General features: G+C 42.9%; 19 protein-coding genes. 17 read left to right on the top strand and 2 right to left on the bottom strand.

All coding sequences use genetic code 11. From position 1 onward, the window contains the following. Nucleotides 1-482 precede the first annotated feature (482 nt). The 9 genes from HT669_RS05900 to whiA all read left to right on the top strand — a co-directional run bounded on the left by HT669_RS05900 (nt 483) and on the right by whiA (nt 6,882). A complete protein-coding gene (locus HT669_RS05900; RefSeq protein WP_023937471.1) occupies nt 483-1,001 on the top strand; it encodes a Dps family protein in 519 nt (172 codons plus the stop codon). A gap of 129 nt (nt 1,002-1,130) precedes the next feature. Beyond that, the gene (locus tag HT669_RS05895; protein WP_172922219.1) at nt 1,131-1,637 is read left to right on the top strand and encodes a dihydrofolate reductase; all 507 of its coding nucleotides are present in this window, start codon (nt 1,131-1,133) and stop codon (nt 1,635-1,637) included. After that, nucleotides 1,637-1,807, top strand: a complete 171-nt coding sequence (locus tag HT669_RS05890; protein WP_000442276.1) for a hypothetical protein — start codon at nt 1,637-1,639, stop codon at nt 1,805-1,807. Before HT669_RS05895 ends, HT669_RS05890 begins: the two co-directional genes overlap by 1 nt. Nucleotides 1,808-1,838: 31 nt before the next feature. Next, nucleotides 1,839-3,071, top strand: a complete 1,233-nt coding sequence (clpX, locus tag HT669_RS05885; RefSeq protein ID WP_000106341.1) for an ATP-dependent Clp protease ATP-binding subunit ClpX — start codon at nt 1,839-1,841, stop codon at nt 3,069-3,071. 8 nt (nt 3,072-3,079) lie between these two features. Next, nucleotides 3,080-3,667: a ribosome biogenesis GTP-binding protein YihA/YsxC gene (gene yihA, locus HT669_RS05880; protein ID WP_172922218.1), complete on the top strand. Its 588-nt coding sequence runs from the start codon at nt 3,080-3,082 to the stop codon at nt 3,665-3,667. A 10-nt stretch (nt 3,668-3,677) separates the two neighbouring features. Then, nucleotides 3,678-4,058 (top strand): RidA family protein, encoded by a 381-nt coding sequence (locus HT669_RS05875; RefSeq protein WP_001140420.1) that lies wholly within the window; start codon nt 3,678-3,680, stop codon nt 4,056-4,058. Nucleotides 4,059-4,109: 51 nt separating this feature from the next. Next, a complete protein-coding gene (gene rapZ / locus HT669_RS05870) occupies nt 4,110-5,000 on the top strand; it encodes an RNase adapter RapZ (protein WP_172922217.1) in 891 nt (296 codons plus the stop codon). Further along, on the top strand, nt 4,997-5,974 hold the full coding sequence (locus tag HT669_RS05865; RefSeq protein WP_172922688.1) for a YvcK family protein: 978 nt from the start codon (nt 4,997-4,999) through the stop codon (nt 5,972-5,974). The genes rapZ and HT669_RS05865 overlap by 4 nt, the downstream gene beginning before the upstream one ends. Continuing rightward, a complete protein-coding gene (gene whiA, locus HT669_RS05860) occupies nt 5,971-6,882 on the top strand; it encodes a DNA-binding protein WhiA (protein WP_172922216.1) in 912 nt (303 codons plus the stop codon). Before HT669_RS05865 ends, whiA begins: the two co-directional genes overlap by 4 nt. 33 nt (nt 6,883-6,915) lie before the next feature. Here whiA and HT669_RS05855 read toward each other — a convergent pair whose 3' ends face one another. Continuing rightward, nucleotides 6,916-7,884: an NAD(P)/FAD-dependent oxidoreductase gene (locus HT669_RS05855; RefSeq protein ID WP_172922215.1), complete on the bottom strand. Its 969-nt coding sequence runs from the start codon at nt 7,882-7,884 to the stop codon at nt 6,916-6,918. Between the two features lie 135 nt (nt 7,885-8,019). On the opposite strand from HT669_RS05855, the gene cdaA reads away from it, so the two are divergent. From cdaA to HT669_RS05815, 8 genes are all read left to right on the top strand, one after another. Next, complete coding sequence (cdaA, locus tag HT669_RS05850) at nt 8,020-8,877, top strand: diadenylate cyclase CdaA (protein WP_050089436.1); 858 nt, start codon at nt 8,020-8,022, stop codon at nt 8,875-8,877. Next, complete coding sequence (locus HT669_RS05845; protein ID WP_050153432.1) at nt 8,864-9,643, top strand: CdaR family protein; 780 nt, start codon at nt 8,864-8,866, stop codon at nt 9,641-9,643. Before cdaA ends, HT669_RS05845 begins: the two co-directional genes overlap by 14 nt. Nucleotides 9,644-9,667: 24 nt before the next feature. Further along, nucleotides 9,668-11,020 (top strand): phosphoglucosamine mutase, encoded by a 1,353-nt coding sequence (gene glmM / locus HT669_RS05840; RefSeq protein WP_119941948.1) that lies wholly within the window; start codon nt 9,668-9,670, stop codon nt 11,018-11,020. Nucleotides 11,021-11,093: 73 nt separating this feature from the next. After that, on the top strand, nt 11,094-11,468 hold the full coding sequence (locus tag HT669_RS05835; protein ID WP_101501306.1) for a DUF1149 family protein: 375 nt from the start codon (nt 11,094-11,096) through the stop codon (nt 11,466-11,468). Nucleotide 11,469: 1 nt separating this feature from the next. After that, nucleotides 11,470-12,318, top strand: a complete 849-nt coding sequence (locus tag HT669_RS05830) for a DegV family protein (protein WP_172922214.1) — start codon at nt 11,470-11,472, stop codon at nt 12,316-12,318. A gap of 388 nt (nt 12,319-12,706) precedes the next feature. After that, complete coding sequence (dapB, locus tag HT669_RS05825) at nt 12,707-13,474, top strand: 4-hydroxy-tetrahydrodipicolinate reductase (RefSeq protein WP_172922213.1); 768 nt, start codon at nt 12,707-12,709, stop codon at nt 13,472-13,474. Beyond that, nucleotides 13,471-14,670, top strand: coding sequence for a CCA tRNA nucleotidyltransferase (locus tag HT669_RS05820; protein WP_345789519.1), 1,200 nt, complete (start codon nt 13,471-13,473; stop codon nt 14,668-14,670). The genes dapB and HT669_RS05820 overlap by 4 nt, the downstream gene beginning before the upstream one ends. Beyond that, on the top strand, nt 14,667-16,538 hold the full coding sequence (locus HT669_RS05815; protein WP_172933655.1) for an ABC-F family ATP-binding cassette domain-containing protein: 1,872 nt from the start codon (nt 14,667-14,669) through the stop codon (nt 16,536-16,538). The genes HT669_RS05820 and HT669_RS05815 overlap by 4 nt, the downstream gene beginning before the upstream one ends. 37 nt (nt 16,539-16,575) lie before the next feature. On the opposite strand, the gene mntE is transcribed toward HT669_RS05815, so the two are convergent. Further along, the gene (mntE, locus tag HT669_RS05810) at nt 16,576-17,760 is read right to left on the bottom strand and encodes a CDF family manganese efflux transporter MntE (RefSeq protein WP_172922686.1); all 1,185 of its coding nucleotides are present in this window, start codon (nt 17,758-17,760) and stop codon (nt 16,576-16,578) included. Nucleotides 17,761-17,924: the final 164 nt, after the last annotated feature.

Genomic DNA, 17,924 nt, shown 5'->3' with positions numbered 1-17,924 from the left:
AGGTTGTAGATAAGACTGATGAAGTCAGTAACTATATCTACGGCAAGGAGACGTTGACGTGGTTTGAAGAGATTTTCGAAGAGTATTATATAGTAGATTGAATATAGACCAGAACATTGCGGTTGCTAAAACATTTTTAGAAATTCATTTGTCTTTCCTAATCGACTTGGTTACATCTTATTTCAATCTATTATAGTCTTGGGGAATTTCTTCAAACCACATCAGCTTGGTCAGTTCTACCTGCGACCTCAAAACTTGTGCTTTGGTCAAGCTGGGTTTAGTTTCCTAGTTTGCTGATGGATTTCCATTGACTATAAGCATCCAACCCTCTTTTCGTCTTCTAAAGAATTCTTAAATTATCAGTCTATTGCAACTTTTCTCATGTGGGTTATTTTGCTTGCTATTGGTTTTCCTTAGTAGTATACTAAGGTAGTAATCATTAAGAAGTGGTTACATAAAAATAATGAATGAGGTAAAATAAAATGGTAGAATTGAAAAAAGAAGCAGCAAAAGATGTCGCAACATTAACAAAAGCAGCGCCAGTAGCATTGGCAAAAACAAAGGAAGTTTTGAATCAAGCTGTTGCTGATTTGTACGTAGCCCACGTTGCTTTGCATCAAGTGCACTGGTACATGCGTGGACGCGGTTTTATGGTATGGCATCCAAAAATGGATGAGTACATGGATGCTCTTGATGGTCATTTAGATGAAATCAGTGAACGATTGATTACACTCGGTGGTAAACCATACTCTACTTTGACAGAGTTCCTTCAAAACAGTGAAATCGAAGAAGAAGCTGGTGAATACCGCAATGTTGAAGAAAGTTTGGAACGTGTCCTTGTTATCTACCGTTACTTGTCAGAACTTTTCCAAAAAGGTTTGGATGTTACTGATGAAGAAGGTGATGATGTGACAAATGGTATCTTCTCAGACGCTAAAAATGAAACGGATAAAACAATCTGGATGCTTGCCGCAGAACTTGGACAAGCACCTGGTTTGTAAGAAACAAGGCAACATAGATAAATCTGTAGGAAATTTCTTACAGATTTTTTCTATTTTGTAAGCTATTCCAAACCAGTCTTTTTTTGAGTTTTTTGATAAAATAGTACTATCAGTGAAAAGGATGGAAGCATGACTAAGAAAATCGTAGCTATTTGGGCCCAGGATGAAGAGGGTGTGATTGGGAAAGACAATCGTCTGCCTTGGCATTTGGCAGCAGAACTGCAACACTTCAAAGAAACAACCCTGAATCATGCTATCTTGATGGGGCGTGTGACCTTTGATGGGATGGGGCGTCGCTTGCTTCCAAAACGGGAGACCTTGATTTTGACACGTAACACGGAAGAAAAGATAGATGGGGTGGCTACTTTTCAGGATGTCCAGTCTGTCTTGGACTGGTATCAGGCTCAAGAAAAGAATCTCTATATTATTGGTGGGAAGCAGATTTTTCAGGCTTTTGAGCCCTACCTTGACGAAGTGATTGTGACTCATATTCATGCTCGTGTGGAAGGAGATACCTATTTCCCTGAAGAGTTTGACTTGTCCCCTTTTGAGACAGTATCAAGTAAATCCTATAGTAAAGATGAGAAGAATCCTTATGATTTTACCATCCAATACCGTAAGAGAAAGGAAGTCTAATGGAACGGAGTTTATTTGGTTTATTCACGGCTTTTCTGTGTTTCATCTGCCTTCTGGCAGGAGCACAGGCTTTTCGTAAAAAGCGTTACGGGCTTTCTATCCTGCTCTGGTTAAATGCCTTTACTAATCTGGTCAATAGTATTCATGCTTTTTACATGACCTTATTTTAGATAGAATGACAGTATAGAATGGAAGGAAATCATGTCTACAAATAGAAAAAATGATATGATGGTTTATTGCTCATTTTGTGGCAAAAATCAAGAAGAAGTACAAAAAATAATCGCTGGCAACAATGCTTTTATTTGTAATGAATGCGTGGAGTTGGCTCAGGAAATCATTCGAGAAGAATTGGTTGAGGAAGTCTTGGCAGACTTGTCTGAGGTGCCAAAACCAATCGAACTCCTCCATATCTTGAACCACTATGTAATTGGTCAAGATCGTGCCAAGCGTGCCTTGGCAGTGGCGGTTTATAACCACTACAAACGTATCAATTTCCACGATACGCGTGAAGAGTCAGAAGATGTGGATTTGCAGAAGTCAAACATCCTGATGATTGGGCCAACTGGTTCAGGGAAAACTTTCCTTGCCCAGACCTTGGCCAAGAGCCTGAATGTGCCTTTTGCGATTGCGGATGCGACAGCACTGACGGAGGCTGGTTATGTGGGTGAGGACGTGGAAAATATCCTTCTCAAACTCTTGCAGGCTGCTGACTTTAACATTGAACGTGCAGAGCGTGGCATTATCTATGTGGATGAAATTGACAAGATTGCCAAGAAGAGCGAAAACGTGTCTATCACACGTGACGTTTCTGGTGAAGGGGTGCAACAAGCTCTTCTCAAGATTATTGAGGGAACTGTTGCTAGCGTACCGCCTCAAGGTGGACGCAAGCATCCACAACAAGAGATGATTCAAGTGGATACTAAAAATATCCTCTTCATCGTGGGTGGTGCCTTTGATGGCATTGAAGAAATCGTTAAACAACGTCTTGGAGAAAAAGTCATCGGATTTGGTCAAAACAATAAGGCGATTGACGAAAACAGCTCATACATGCAAGAAATCATCGCAGAAGATATTCAAAAATTTGGGATTATCCCTGAGTTGATTGGACGCTTGCCAGTCTTTGCAGCTCTTGAGCAATTAACGGTTGATGACTTGGTTCGTATCTTGAAAGAGCCAAGAAATGCTTTGGTGAAACAGTACCAAACCTTGCTTTCTTATGATGATGTCGAGTTGGAATTTGACGATGAAGCCCTTCAGGAAATTGCCAATAAGGCTATCGAACGCAAGACAGGGGCGCGTGGTCTTCGCTCGATTATTGAAGAAACCATGCTAGATGTCATGTTTGAAGTACCGAGTCAGGAAAATGTGAAATTGGTCCGCATCACTAAAGAAGCTGTTGATGGAACGGATAAACCAATCCTAGAAACAGCCTAGAGGTGACTATGGAAATCAATACACACAATGCTGAAATCTTGCTCAGTGCGGCGAATAAATCCCACTACCCACAGGATGAACTGCCAGAGATTGCCCTAGCAGGGCGTTCAAATGTTGGCAAGTCTAGCTTTATCAATACTATGCTGAATCGTAAGAATCTGGCTCGTACGTCAGGGAAACCTGGGAAAACCCAGCTTCTCAACTTTTTTAACATTGACAACAAGATGCGCTTTGTGGATGTGCCTGGTTATGGTTATGCCCGTGTTTCCAAAAAGGAACGTGAAAAGTGGGGGCGCATGATTGAGGAGTACCTAACGACTCGGGAAAATCTCCGTGCGGTAGTCAGTTTAGTTGACCTTCGTCACGACCCGTCAGCAGATGATGTACAGATGTACGAATTTCTTAAGTATTATGAGATTCCAGTTATCATTGTGGCGACTAAGGCGGACAAGATTCCTCGTGGTAAATGGAACAAGCACGAATCAGCAATCAAAAAGAAATTAAACTTTGACCCAAGTGACGACTTTATCCTCTTTTCATCTGTCAGCAAGGCAGGGATGGATGAGGCTTGGGATGCAATCTTAGAAAAATTGTGAGGAAAAGAAAATGGCAAAAACAATTCATACAGATAAGGCTCCAAAGGCTATCGGACCATATGTTCAAGGAAAAATCGTTGGCAACCTTTTGTTTGCTAGCGGTCAAGTTCCTCTCTCTCCTGAAACTGGGGAAATCGTTGGAGAAACAATCCAAGAACAGACAGAACAAGTCTTGAAAAATATTGGTGCTATTTTGGCGGAAGCAGGAACAGATTTTGATCACGTTGTCAAAACAACTTGCTTCTTGAGCGATATGAACGACTTTGTTCCTTTTAATGAGGTTTACCAAACGGCCTTTAAAGAGGAATTTCCAGCTCGTTCAGCTGTGGAGGTAGCTCGTCTTCCTCGTGATGTAAAAGTCGAAATCGAAGTCATCGCAGAGATTGGATAAGCTAGTTGAAGTTTGGTGTTGCCAAACTTCTTTTGATATAAGGAGAAAAAGATGACAAAGAAACAACTTCACTTGGTGATTGTGACAGGGATGAGTGGTGCGGGCAAAACTGTAGCCATTCAGTCTTTCGAGGATTTGGGTTATTTCACTATTGACAATATGCCGCCAGCTCTCTTGCCTAAGTTTTTGCAGCTGGTGGAAACAAAGGAAGACGACCATAAGTTGGCTTTAGTAGTGGATATGCGGAGCCGTTCTTTCTTCTCAGAGATTCAAGCTGTTTTGGATGAGTTGGAAAATCAAGATGATTTGGATTTCAAAATCCTCTTTTTGGATGCAGCTGATAAGGAATTGGTCGCGCGTTACAAGGAAACCAGACGGAGTCACCCATTAGCAGCAGATGGACGGATTTTGGATGGAATCAAGCTGGAACGTGAGCTCTTGGCACCTTTGAAAAATATGAGCCAAAATGTGGTGGATACGACTGAACTTACTCCTCGTGAGCTGCGTAAAACCATTGCAGAGCAGTTTTCAGATCAAGAACAAGCCCAGTCTTTCCGTATCGAAGTCATGTCTTTTGGCTTTAAATATGGAATCCCGATTGATGCGGATTTGGTCTTTGATGTCCGTTTCTTGCCAAATCCCTACTACCAACCAGAACTACGAAACCAAACGGGTGTGGATGAACCTGTTTATGACTATGTCATGAACCATCCTGAGTCAGAAGACTTTTATCAACATTTGTTGGCCTTGATTGAGCCGATTTTACCAAGTTACCAAAAGGAAGGAAAGTCAGTTTTGACCATTGCCATGGGTTGTACGGGTGGACAACACCGTAGTGTGGCCTTTGCCAAACGCTTGGCGCAGGACTTATCCAAGAATTGGCCTGTCAATGAAGGGCATCGCGACAAAGACCGGAGAAAGGAAACGGTAAACCGTTCATGAGAAAACCAAAGATAACGGTGATTGGTGGAGGGACTGGGATCCCCGTCATTCTTAAGAGTCTGCGGGAAAAAGATGTGGAAATCGCTGCTATCGTAACGGTGGCGGATGATGGTGGTTCATCAGGTGAACTCCGAAAAAATATGCAGCAATTGACACCGCCAGGTGATCTTCGTAATGTCCTTGTGGCCATGTCGGATATGCCAAAATTTTATGAAAAGGTCTTTCAATACCGTTTTTCTGAGGATGCAGGAGCCTTTGCTGGACATCCGCTGGGCAATCTCATTATCGCTGGCCTGTCAGAAATGCAGGGTTCGACCTATAATGCCATGCAGTTATTGAGCAAGTTTTTTCATACAACTGGGAAGATTTATCCTTCCAGCGACCATCCTTTGACCTTGCATGCAGTCTTTCAAGATGGGACAGAAGTGGCTGGAGAGAGTCATATCGCAGACCATCCAGGCATGATTGACCATGTCTATGTGACCAATACCTTCAACGATGATACACCTCTGGCCAGCCGTCGAGTAGTGCAGACCATTCTTGAAAGTGACATGATTGTCCTCGGGCCTGGTTCTCTCTTTACCTCTATTTTGCCCAATATCGTGATTAAGGAAATCGGGCAGGCGCTTTTGGAAACCAAGGCAGAAATCGCCTATGTCTGCAATATCATGACCCAACGTGGGGAGACGGAACACTTTACAGATAGTGACCACGTGGAGGTCTTGCATCGTCACCTTGGTCGCCCTTTTATCGATACTGTCTTGGTGAATATCGAAAAAGTGCCTCAGGAATACATGAATTCCAACCGTTTTGATGAATACTTGGTACAGGTGGACCATGATTTTGCTGGTCTTTGTAAGCAAGTTCCGCGTGTGATTTCATCCAACTTCCTTCGTCTGGAAAATGGAGGCGCCTTCCACGATGGAGATTTGATTGTGGATGAATTGATGCGGATTATACAGGTGAGAAAATGAGTTTCACAGTAGCAGTAAAAGAAGAAATCCTAGGTCAGCACCATCTAAGCCGACATGAATTGTCTGCCATTATCAAGATGTCTGGCAGTATTGGTCTCTCGACTTCGGGCTTGACCTTGTCCGTCGTGACAGAAAATGCCAAACTGGCCCGTCACCTCTATGAGTCCTTTCTCCATTTTTATGAAATCAAATCGGAAATCCGACACCATCAGAGAAGCAATCTTCGCAAGAATCGGGTCTATACCGTTTTTACAGATGAAAAGGTGCAGGATTTATTGAGTGACTTACACTTAGCCGACTCCTTCTTTGGCCTGGAAACAGGTATTGATGAGGCGATTTTATCAGATGAGGAAGCAGGTCGTGCCTATCTCTGTGGCGCTTTCTTGGCAAATGGGAGCATTCGTGACCCTGAGTCAGGCAAGTACCAGTTGGAAATCAGTTCTGTTTATCTGGACCACGCGCAAGGGATTGCCTCCCTTCTCCAGCAATTTTTACTGGATGCCAAGGTGCTTGAGCGCAAGAAGGGGGCTGTGACCTATCTCCAGCGAGCAGAAGATATTATGGACTTCTTGATAGTCATCGGAGCCATGCAGGCGCGTGATGATTTTGAGCGGGTTAAGATCTTGCGAGAGACTCGTAATGATCTCAATCGGGCCAATAATGCCGAAACAGCTAATATTGCTCGGACAGTTTCTGCCAGCATGAAGACTATCAACAATATCAGTAAAATCAAAGATATCATGGGATTAGAGAATTTACCAGTGGATTTGCAGGAAGTAGCGCAACTGCGGATTCAGCACCCAGACTACTCTATCCAGCAGTTAGCAGATAGCCTCAGCACCCCTCTGACCAAAAGTGGCGTCAACCACAGACTCAGAAAGATAAACAAATTAGCCGAAGAGCTATAAAACCACGAATCCTATGTGACTCGTGGTTCTTTTTTATAAACTGGTTGAGTGTTTTGGTTGTACTTTTTGCTCTGGGTCGATGTAGTTGATGGCGTTGTTGACAGCAGTTGGAGCTTCTCCGAGGCCTGTCGCAATCAAATCAATTTTTCCGTCATAGTAGCAACAGTCACCGATAGCATAGATACCTGCTTGGCTAGATTCTTGTTTGCTGTTGACAATAATCTTGTGGCGGTTGAGGTCGAGCCCCCAGTTTTTAAGATTACCAACAGAAGATTTGAAACCATAGTTGACAAAGAGGTGGTCTAGGTCAATCGTTTCTGTTTCATCAGATTTAACTTTTGTGATTTCAAGTTTATCAAGCGTTTTTCCATCTCCAAGGAGTTGGCTAGGGACGAATGGTGTCTTGATGGTTACAGATGATTCTTGCAAGGCTTGGACACTGTGTTCCAAGGCGCGGAAATTATCTCTGCGGTGGACAAGGGTAGTTGGTGCAATCTTTTCAAAAGCCAAAGCCCAATCCACAGCTGAGTCTCCCCCACCAAGAATCGTCACTTTCTTACCATCATATTGCTGAATGTTGGAAACGTGGTAGTGAATATTTTCATAGCCCTCAACACCTTCAAGTTCCAGCGGACGTGGTTTGAAGGCACCGCCCCCCATAGCGATGATAACAGTTTTAGACAGGTGACTCCCTTTAGAAGTTGTGATGACAAATCCTTCTTCTTGTTTTTCAATCTCAAGAACCGTTTCGTTGAGATGAATAGGGGTATCAAAGCTGTTTAGCTGTTCAATCAATCGGTTAGTCAACTCTTCTCCAGTCAGGTTTGGGAAGCCTGGTACGTCTAGGATTTCTTTTTCAGGGTAGAGAATAGCAGGTTGTCCACCTAGCTGGGGAAGAGAGTCGATGATTTGAACCTTGGCTTGGCGTAGATGGGCATAGAAGGCCGCAAAAAGCCCGACAGGACCACCACCTACAATGGTAATATCATAGAGTTGAGACATGGTTTCTCCTTTGTTTTTTCTAGTCAGTTTATTGTATCATATTTTTGCTCAATGTAAAATGGACTAGGATAGGGAAAAAAATGCCAGAAAATGGTATAATAGGACGAAAGTGTTTTGATAGGGAGGATATCAGGGATGAATTTTCAACAATTATCCAATCTGCAATATTGGACCAGTTTGTTTGCAAGTCCATGGACGATAGCTATCAATCTGATTGATATTTTGATTGTTGCTTATATTTTATATCATTTTACAAAAGCTATTGCAGGAACCAAGATTATGATTTTGGTACGTGGAGTTTTGGTGTTTATTTTAGCTCAAATCCTTGCAAATATGATTGGCTTGACTACGATTTCTTGGTTAATCAATCAAATTATTACTTATGGGGTTATTGCGGCGGTTGTTATCTTCTCTCCAGAGATTCGGACTGGTTTGGAACGTTTGGGAAGAGCGACAGATTTCTTTTCCAATGCCCCTATTAGTGCTGAGGAACAGATGATTCGTGCCTTTGTTAAGTCTGTTGAATACATGAGTCCTCGTAAAATCGGGGCCTTGGTTGCTATTCAGCGTGTACGTACCTTGCAGGAGTATATTTCGACAGGAATTCCCTTGGATGCTAAGATTTCTGCGGAACTTCTCATTAACATTTTTATTCCCAACACTCCTCTGCATGATGGTGCGGTGATTATCAGAGAAGAACGTATCGCTGTGACGTCTGCCTATCTGCCCTTGACAGAAAGTACAGGGATTTCCAAGGAATTTGGGACCAGACACCGGGCGGCTATCGGTTTATCAGAAGTCTCAGATGCCTTGACTTTTGTCGTATCAGAGGAAACGGGAGGAATTTCGATAACCTATAATGGAAGCTTTAAGCACAACTTAACACTTGATGAATTTGAAACAGAATTACGTGAAATCTTACTTCCAAAAGAGGAAGCAGGTCTTAGTTTTAAAGAACGATTGCTAGGAGGATGGAAACATGAGAAAAAATAGTTTATATATCATATCCTCACTCTTTTTTGCTTGTGTCTTATTTGTATATGCTACGGCGACGAATTTTCAAAACAGTACCAGTGCTAGGCAGGTAAAAACGGAAACCTATACGAATACAGTAACAAATGTTCCTATTGACATACGCTATAATAGTGATGAGTATTTTATTAGCGGTTTTGCTTCAGAAGTATCAGTGGTCTTGACTGGTGCAAATCGCCTATCGCTAGCTAGTGAAATGCAAGAAAGCACACGTAAATTCAAGGTTACTGCTGACCTAACAGATGCCAGTGTTGGAACGATTGAAGTTCCTTTGAGCATTGAAGATTTACCCAATGGGCTGACCGCTGTGGCGACTCCGCAAAAAATTACAGTCAAGATTGGTAAGAAGGCTCAGAAGAATAAGGTAAAGGTTGTACCAGAGATTGACCCTAGTCAAATTGATAGTCGGGTACAGATTGAAAATGTCACGGTGTCAGATGAAGAAGTGTCGATTACGAGTGACCAAGAGACATTGGATAGAATTGATAAGATTATCGCTGTCTTGCCAACCAGCGAACGCATAACAGGTAATTACAGTGGTTCAGTACCTTTGCAGGCAATCGACCGCAATGGTGTTGTCTTACCGGCAGTTATCACTCCCTTTGATACAATAATGAAGGTGACTACAAAACCAGTAGCACCAAGTTCAAGCACATCAAATTCAACTACAAGCAGTTCGTCGGAGACATCTTCGTCAACGAAAGCAACTAGTTCAAAAACGAATTAAAAATAGGAAAAGGATTTTATAAAAATGGGTAAATATTTTGGGACTGATGGAGTCCGTGGAGAAGCTAATGTAGAACTTACTCCGGAATTAGCCTTTAAACTAGGACGTTTTGGAGGCTATGTTCTCAGTCAACATGAAACGGAAGCACCGAAAGTCTTTGTAGGACGTGACACACGTATTTCAGGGGAAATGCTAGAATCTGCCCTAGTAGCAGGTCTCCTTTCAGTTGGTATTCACGTATATAAATTAGGTGTTCTGGCAACACCAGCAGTAGCTTACTTGGTTAAAACTGAGGGAGCAAGCGCCGGTGTCATGATTTCTGCTAGCCACAACCCAGCCCTTGATAACGGAATCAAGTTCTTTGGTGGTGACGGCTTCAAACTAGATGACGAAAAAGAAGCAGAAATTGAAGCCTTGCTAGATGCTGCGGAAGACACTCTTCCTCGTCCAAGTGCAGAAGGCTTGGGAACCTTGGTAGATTACCCAGAAGGCTTGCGTAAGTATGAAGGCTACCTTGTTTCAACTGGAACTCCTCTTGATGGAATGAAGGTTGCCTTGGATACAGCTAATGGAGCAGCTTCTACCAGTGCCCGTCAGATTTTTGCTGATCTTGGTGCTCAGTTGACGGTTATCGGAGAAACACCAGATGGTCTTAACATCAACCTTAATGTTGGTTCAACCCATCCAGAAGCCCTTCAAGAAGTGGTCAAAGAAAGCGGGTCAGCGATTGGTTTGGCCTTTGATGGAGACAGTGACCGTTTGATTGCTGTCGATGAGAATGGCGACATCGTCGATGGTGATAAGATCATGTACATCATCGGAAAATACCTTTCTGAAAAAGGACAATTGGCTCAGAATACAATTGTGACAACTGTGATGTCTAATCTTGGTTTCCACAAGGCCTTGGACCGTGAAGGTATTAACAAGGTAGTCACTGCAGTTGGCGACCGCTATGTTGTGGAAGAAATGAGAAAATCAGGCTACAACCTTGGTGGTGAACAGTCTGGGCACGTCATCTTGATGGATTACAATACAACAGGTGATGGCCAATTATCTGCTGTTCAATTGACCAAAATCATGAAGGAAACTGGTAAGAGCTTGTCAGAGTTGGCAGCAGAAGTAACCATTTACCCACAAAAATTAGTTAATATCCGAGTGGAAAATGCCATGAAGGAAAAGGCTATGGAAGTGCCAGCTATCAAGGTTATCATCGAGAAGATGGAAGCTGAAATGGCGGGGAACGGACGTATCCTTGTTCGCCCAAGTGGAACAGAGCCTCTTTTGCGTGTTATGGCAGAAGCGCCTACAACAGAAGAAGTAGACTACTATGTTGATACCATCGCAGACGTAGTTCGAGCTGAAATCGGGATTGACTAAATCCTAGAAAACTAGATGAAAATAAAAAAATATGGTACAATAGCTTATAATATTGTAGCCAAGGGAGAAAGACATGAATCTTAAACGTGAACAAGAATTTGTTAGTCAGTATCATTTTGATGCGCGTAATTTTGAATGGGAAAATGAAAATGGAGCTCCTGAAACTAAGGTGGATGTGAACTTCCAATTGCTCCAACATGATCAAGAAAATCAAGTGACTTCCTTGATTGTCATCTTGACCTTTATGATTGTATTTGATAAGTTTGTCATCAGTGGAACCATTTCACAGGTAAATCATATCGATGGCCGTATTGTCAATGAACCAAGTGAATTGAACCAAGAAGAAGTGGAAACTTTGGCTCGTCCAAGTTTGAACATGCTCAACCGTTTGACTTACGAAGTAACTGAAATTGCATTAGACTTACCAGGAATCAATTTGGAGTTCTAATATGAAACTAGCTGTTATCACAGATTCTTCTGCCTATCTCAGTGCAGAGACCTTGCAAAGAGAAGATTTGTACGTCTTGGATATTCCTGTCAATATTGATGGTGAGGAGTATGTCGAAAGCATCAATCTGTCTGCTGAGGAATTTTACCAAAAAATGGCTCAGGCTTCTGAATTGCCTAAGACTAGTCAGCCAAGTATTGCCAAATTAGATGAAATCTTAACTTCGCTCAAAGAACAAGGTTATACACATGCCTTGGGACTTTTCCTATCTTCTGGAATTTCAGGTTTTTACCAAAATATCCAGTATATGATAGATGAATATGAGGGCTTAACCATTGCTTTTCCAGACACTTTGATTACAAGTGCTCCTCTGGGTATCATGGTTGAAAGCGTCTTTAATTGGAGTGACCAGGGCGATGATTTTGCTATCATTCAGGATAAGCTAGCCATTCAAATCAGCCGTACGTCAGCTTTTATCATGGTAGATGACCTGGATCATTTGGTAAAAGGTGGACGTCTTTCAAATGGTGCTGCTATTTTGGGCAATTTGCTTAGCATTAAGCCAATCCTTTATTTCAACGATCAAGGTGTGATTGAAGTGTACGAAAAAGTTCGTACTGAAAAGAAAGCAACCAAACGCTTAATTGAAATTATCAAGGAAACAACGGCTTCAGACCAATATCGGGTCATTGTCATTCACGGAAATGCTCCTGAAAAGGCTGAGGAATTGCGTCAGCACTTGGTTGAGTCAGGCTTGAGTTCAGATATTTCACTTGCTACATTTGGTAGTGTCATTGGGACACATCTAGGTGCAGGAAGCATTGCTCTGGGTTATATTCCAGTGATTTAGTTGGCGCTTCTAGGCTAGTTAAGAAATCTTGTATCATAGCCATTGAACACGGACTACCTGCCTCTTGAAAAAAGATGCCTGTCTTGCCTTTCGTGGGAAGTCAGCGCCATTCCCTATTTTTCATGGGCAGCTAACGTCCTTAGTATCTTGATAATTGAACACGCCTGGAACCCTGTGTGAAAAAGATAGATTTTCCAAGGAGTAGACACTTCTTGATCAGAACTTCTATTTTCACTTTGTGTTCCTACAGGCTTTGTATCTTAGCAATTGAACATGGATTACCTGCCTCTTGAAAAAAGATGCCTGTCTTGCCTTTCGTGGAAAGTCAGCGCCATTCCCTATTTTTCATGGGCAGCCAACGTCCTTTGTATCTTAGACAGGAGTAGAGATGAGTATTCGAGTAATTATTGCTGGTTTTAAGGGAAAGATGGGCCAAGCTGCTTGTCAGATGGTCTTGGCTGATTCAGATTTGGACTTGGTAGCAGTTTTGGATCCCTTTGAGTCTGAATCAGAATGGCAGGGTATTCCTGTTTTCAAGGATAAGGCTGATTTGGTCGGTTTTGAAGCAGATGTCTGGGTAGACTTTACTACACCAGCTGTTGCCTATGAAAATACACGCTTTGCTCTTGAAAATGGCTTTGCTCCAGTAGTTGGAACAACAGGTTTCACAAGTGAAGAAATTGCAGAGCTAAAAGAATTTTCTCGTGCTCAAGATTTGGGTGGCTTGATTGCCCCTAACTTTGCCTTGGGTGCTGTCTTGCTTATGCAATTTGCGACGCAGGCTGCCAAATATTTCCCACATGTGGAGATTATTGAGCTCCATCATGACAAGAAAAAGGATGCTCCGAGTGGAACAGCTATTAAAACAGCTGAGTTGATGGCAGAAGTTCGAGAGTCAATCCAGCAAGGTGCGCCTGATGAGGAAGAGTTGATTGCAGGTGCCCGTGGTGCTGACTTTGATGGCATGCGGATTCACTCAGTTCGTTTACCAGGCTTGGTAGCACATCAGGAAGTCATCTTTGGCAATCAAGGAGAAGGATTGACCCTTCGTCATGACTCCTATGATCGCAGCTCCTTCATGACAGGGGTGAATTTGGGAATTAAAGAAGTTGTCAAGCGTCATGAGCTTGTCTATGGATTAGAACACTTATTATGAGATTAACGCAAATGCCTTCTGAATTTCAGAAGGCTTTACCAGTATTAGAAAAAATTAAAGAAGCAGGTTTTGAGGCCTATTTTGTTGGGGGCTCTGTTCGAGATGCCCTCCTCAATCGCCCTATCCATGATGTGGATATTGCGACGTCTTCTTATCCAGAGGAGACCAAGCAGATTTTTCCGCGAACAGCCGATATCGGAATCGAGCATGGAACCGTCTTGGTCTTAGATGGGGATGAGGAGTATGAGGTAACCACTTTTCGGACAGAAGATGTCTATGTGGACTATCGTAGACCTAGTGCGGTTTCTTTTGTTCGCTCGCTAGAAGAAGACCTCAAGCGCCGTGATTTTACAGTCAATGCCTTTGCCTTGGACGAGACAGGAGAAATTATTGACTTGTTTCATGGTTTAGAAGATTTGGAAAAGCAAGTCTTGAGGGCGGTTGGAGTGGCTAGTGAGCGTTTCAACGAAGATGCTTTGCGGATTATGCGTGGTTTCCGTTTTCAGGCCAGTCTTGGCTTTGAACTTGAGCCAGAAACATTTGAAGCTATGAAGACCTTGACACCGCTTTTGGAGAAAATTTCTGTGGAGCGTACCTTCGTTGAGTTTGATAAACTCTTGCTAGCTCCGTTTTGGAGAAGGGGCTTGGCTTCCATGATTGAGAGTCAAGCTTATGATTATCTCCCTGATATGGCAGCTAGCCAGGACAAGCTCAACAGACTGTTTGATTTGGAGTCTAATTTCACCTTTGAATCCTCTGAACAAGCCTGGGCGGCTCTACTGTGGGCTTTGGAGATTGAAAATGCGCAGCCATTTTTGAAAGCTTGGAAGACCTCACGTCAGTTTGGCAAGCAGGTACAAGATTTGCTGACTATTTTGGCCTTGCGTGAAAAGGGAGAATTGAGCAAGCGCGATTGTTACCGCTTTGACTTGGATTTACTTTTACAGGCTGAAAATCTTCGTCAGGCCCAAGGAAAAGAAGTCAACCCACAAGCCATCACAGAAACCTATCAGAGTTTGACCATTCATGACAAGAAAGAAATCCAAATCAACGGTGGTATTTTGATCAAGGAATATGGTTATCAGCCGGGCCCAGACTTGGGAGAGATTTTAACAGAGATTGAGTATGCCATTGTCGATGGAGAATTGGAAAATGACCGTCAAGCCATCCATACTTACCTGAGGGAGAAAAAATGAGTGATTTTATTGTTGAAAAACTAAGTAAATCCGTCGGTGACAAGACTGTTTTTAAGGATATTTCCTTTATCATCCATGACTTGGATAGAATTGGTCTGATTGGTGTCAATGGAACAGGGAAGACCACCCTTTTAGATGTTCTTTCTGGCGTTTCTGGCTTTGATGGGGATGTTAGTCCCTTTTCGGCTAAGAATGATTACCAGATTGGTTACTTGACCCAGGATCCTGATTTTGATGATAGTAAGACGGTCTTGGATACGGTTCTATCTAGCGACCTCAAGGAAATTCAGCTCATTCGTGAGTACGAATTGATCATGATCAACTATAGTGAGGACAAGCAGGCGCGTTTGGAACGGGTCATGGCAGAAATGGACTCTCTCCAAGCTTGGGAAATTGAGAGTCAGGTCAAGACGGTTCTTAGCAAGCTGGGGATTCAGGACTTATCCACTCCTGTTGGGGAATTGTCAGGTGGTCTGAGAAGACGGATCCAGTTGGCGCAAGTTCTTCTTGGTAATCACGACCTCTTGCTGCTGGACGAGCCGACCAACCATCTGGATATTGCGACTATTGAGTGGCTGACCCTCTTTTTGAAAAATTCTAAGAAGACCGTCCTTTTTATTACCCATGACCGTTATTTCCTAGACGCTTTGTCAACTCGCATTTTCGAATTGGATCGCGCAGGCTTGACCGAATATCAGGGCAATTATCAGGACTATGTTCGCCTAAAGGCGGAACAGGATGAACGCGACGCGGCTCTTCTCCACAAAAAAGAACAACTCTACAAACAAGAATTGGCCTGGATGCGCAGACAACCGCAGGCGCGTGCGACCAAGCAGCAGGCTCGTATCAATCGTTTCCACGACCTAAAAAAGGAAGTTTCAGGCAGTACTGCTGAGACAGACTTGACCATGAACTTTGAAACCAGTCGGATTGGGAAGAAAGTTATCGAGTTTCAGGATGTTTCCTTTGCCTATGAAAACAAGCCTATTTTGCAAGATTTTAATCTCTTGGTGCAGGCTAAAGATCGTATTGGAATCGTTGGGGACAACGGTGTTGGAAAATCTACCCTCCTTAACTTGATTGCAGGAAGTCTTGAGCCGACAGCAGGTCAAGTTGTGATTGGGGAAACTGTTCGTATCGCCTATTTCTCTCAGCAAATTGAGGGCTTGGATGAAAGCAAGCGAGTTATCAATTACCTGCAAGAAGTGGCAGAAGAAGTCAAGACCAGCGGTGGTTCTACGACTTCCATCGCAGAGTTGCTGGAGCAGTTTCTTTTCCCACGTTCGACGCATGGAACCTTGATTGAGAAATTGTCTGGGGGAGAGAAAAAACGCCTCTATCTTCTCAAATTGCTTTTAGAAAGACCAAATGTTCTCCTCTTAGACGAGCCAACCAATGACCTGGACATTGCAACTTTGACAGTCTTGGAGAATTTCTTGCAAGGCTTTGCGGGACCTGTTTTGACAGTTAGCCACGACCGCTATTTCTTGGATAAGGTAGCGACTAAGATTCTGGCTTTTGAAGATGGCAAGATTCGTCCTTTCTTTGGTCATTACACCGACTATCTTGATGAAAAAACCTTTGAAACAGAGATGGCCAATCAAGTGCAAAAGGCCGAAAAGGAAAAAGTAGTCAAGGTTCGAGAAGACAAGAAACGCATGACCTACCAAGAAAAGCAGGAGTGGGCAAGCATTGAAGGCGATATTGAAGACTTGGAAAATCGTATCGCTGCGATTGAAGAGGAAATGCAGGCCAACGGCTCTGATTTTGGTAAGCTAGCGACTCTTCAAAAAGAACTAGATGAGAAAAACGAAGCACTCCTTGAAAAATACGAACGCTATGAGTATCTCAGTGACTTTGATAGCTAGAAGAATAGAAAAATCCCGTCTCATGGACAGGATTTCTCTATTCTTTTTTGGTTTCCTGGTGGAAGATATTTTGCCAAGTTTCGTGGCGGCGCCAGATACTGGTATGGACAATGCCATCTAACTCGTAGCAGATGAGTTTGGTCTTTTGACTGATGGAAGTGATTTGAATGTCCTTGATGGCAGAATTCAAGTCTTTTTCGGCTTTATAAGCCTCTTTATCCATCTGTTCTCCATCTTGACGAATATAGACAAAATCGTCAGCCAAGAATTCTTCCAGTTGATTTCCCTGATCAATCAATTGTTCGCGCATAAGCAATTTTTTGTAGACATTGTCTAAAATTTCATCTTCAGGGATAGGTGCTGGCTCGATATGGACATCGGTATCAAAGACGCCAAAACGTTCTTCCAGCATAGACTCGACCTGATCCGCAATCTCGTGGCTCTCATAAACCGATAAGTCAGGATTCATTTCTAGCGTAATATCAAGGTAAATGTTGCTACCGTAGGTACGACCTCTTTGCGACTTAACCTTGCTGATCTTGGTAATTTCCATGATAGCCTTTTGGTAGTCCTCAAGCAGGCGGTCGTCAAAGCCATCTGAAAGGCTAAAGGAAGACTCGATGAAGATATCATAGGCAGTTTTCAAGATAAAGAAAGTGATGATGATGGCAACCAGTTTATCCACAATAGGATAATTGAAACTGCTGGCCAGGATGGCGATGGTAGTTCCAAGTGAAGTAACAGCATCGGAAAGATTGTCCTTGGCAGCAGTCTTCAGTGCCTTGGAGTTGGATTTCTTACTGAGGCGAGTATTGTAGAGATAAACTAGAAACATAATCGCTGCAGACATAATTCCTAGAGTTGCACCCAGAGGATCAATGACCGTTTCTTCCCGACTGAGAATCTTCTGAATGGTATCCCGAAGTACATCGAAGCCAACATAAAACATGATGATGGAAGTGACTAAACTAGCCAAATCTTCAATCTTCCAGTGACCAAAACGGTGGTCTCGGTCAGCAGGCTGGCGTGCCATCCGGATTCCAATCAAGAGGGCCACATTTCCAATGATGTCCGACACGTTGTTGAAACCATCGGCCACCAAACTGGATGAATGAAGAAGATGGCCAGTAGCCAATTTCGCTGCAGACAAGAGCAGGTAGGTTGAAATACTGATAATGGCACCACGTTCAGCTAACTTGAGATTTGAGATAGATTGCTTCATTCAACTTCCTTTCTAGTCATATAGCATTCTACCATTATACTGGTTTTCAAGGGAAAATTCAAATAAGGTAGTTTTTACTCTTTTAAAACTACCCAAAATTTGGTATAATAGTACTACTCAAGGGAGTAGCTGGCAGAAACCTGTGATAGTGTCGTCATTCCGAA

Origin of the sequence: Streptococcus sp. 2100 (assembly GCF_013276335.1) — a bacterium.
Lineage (GTDB): Bacteria > Bacillota > Bacilli > Lactobacillales > Streptococcaceae > Streptococcus > Streptococcus pseudopneumoniae.
This window is presented reverse-complemented; position numbering and strand designations above follow the sequence as displayed.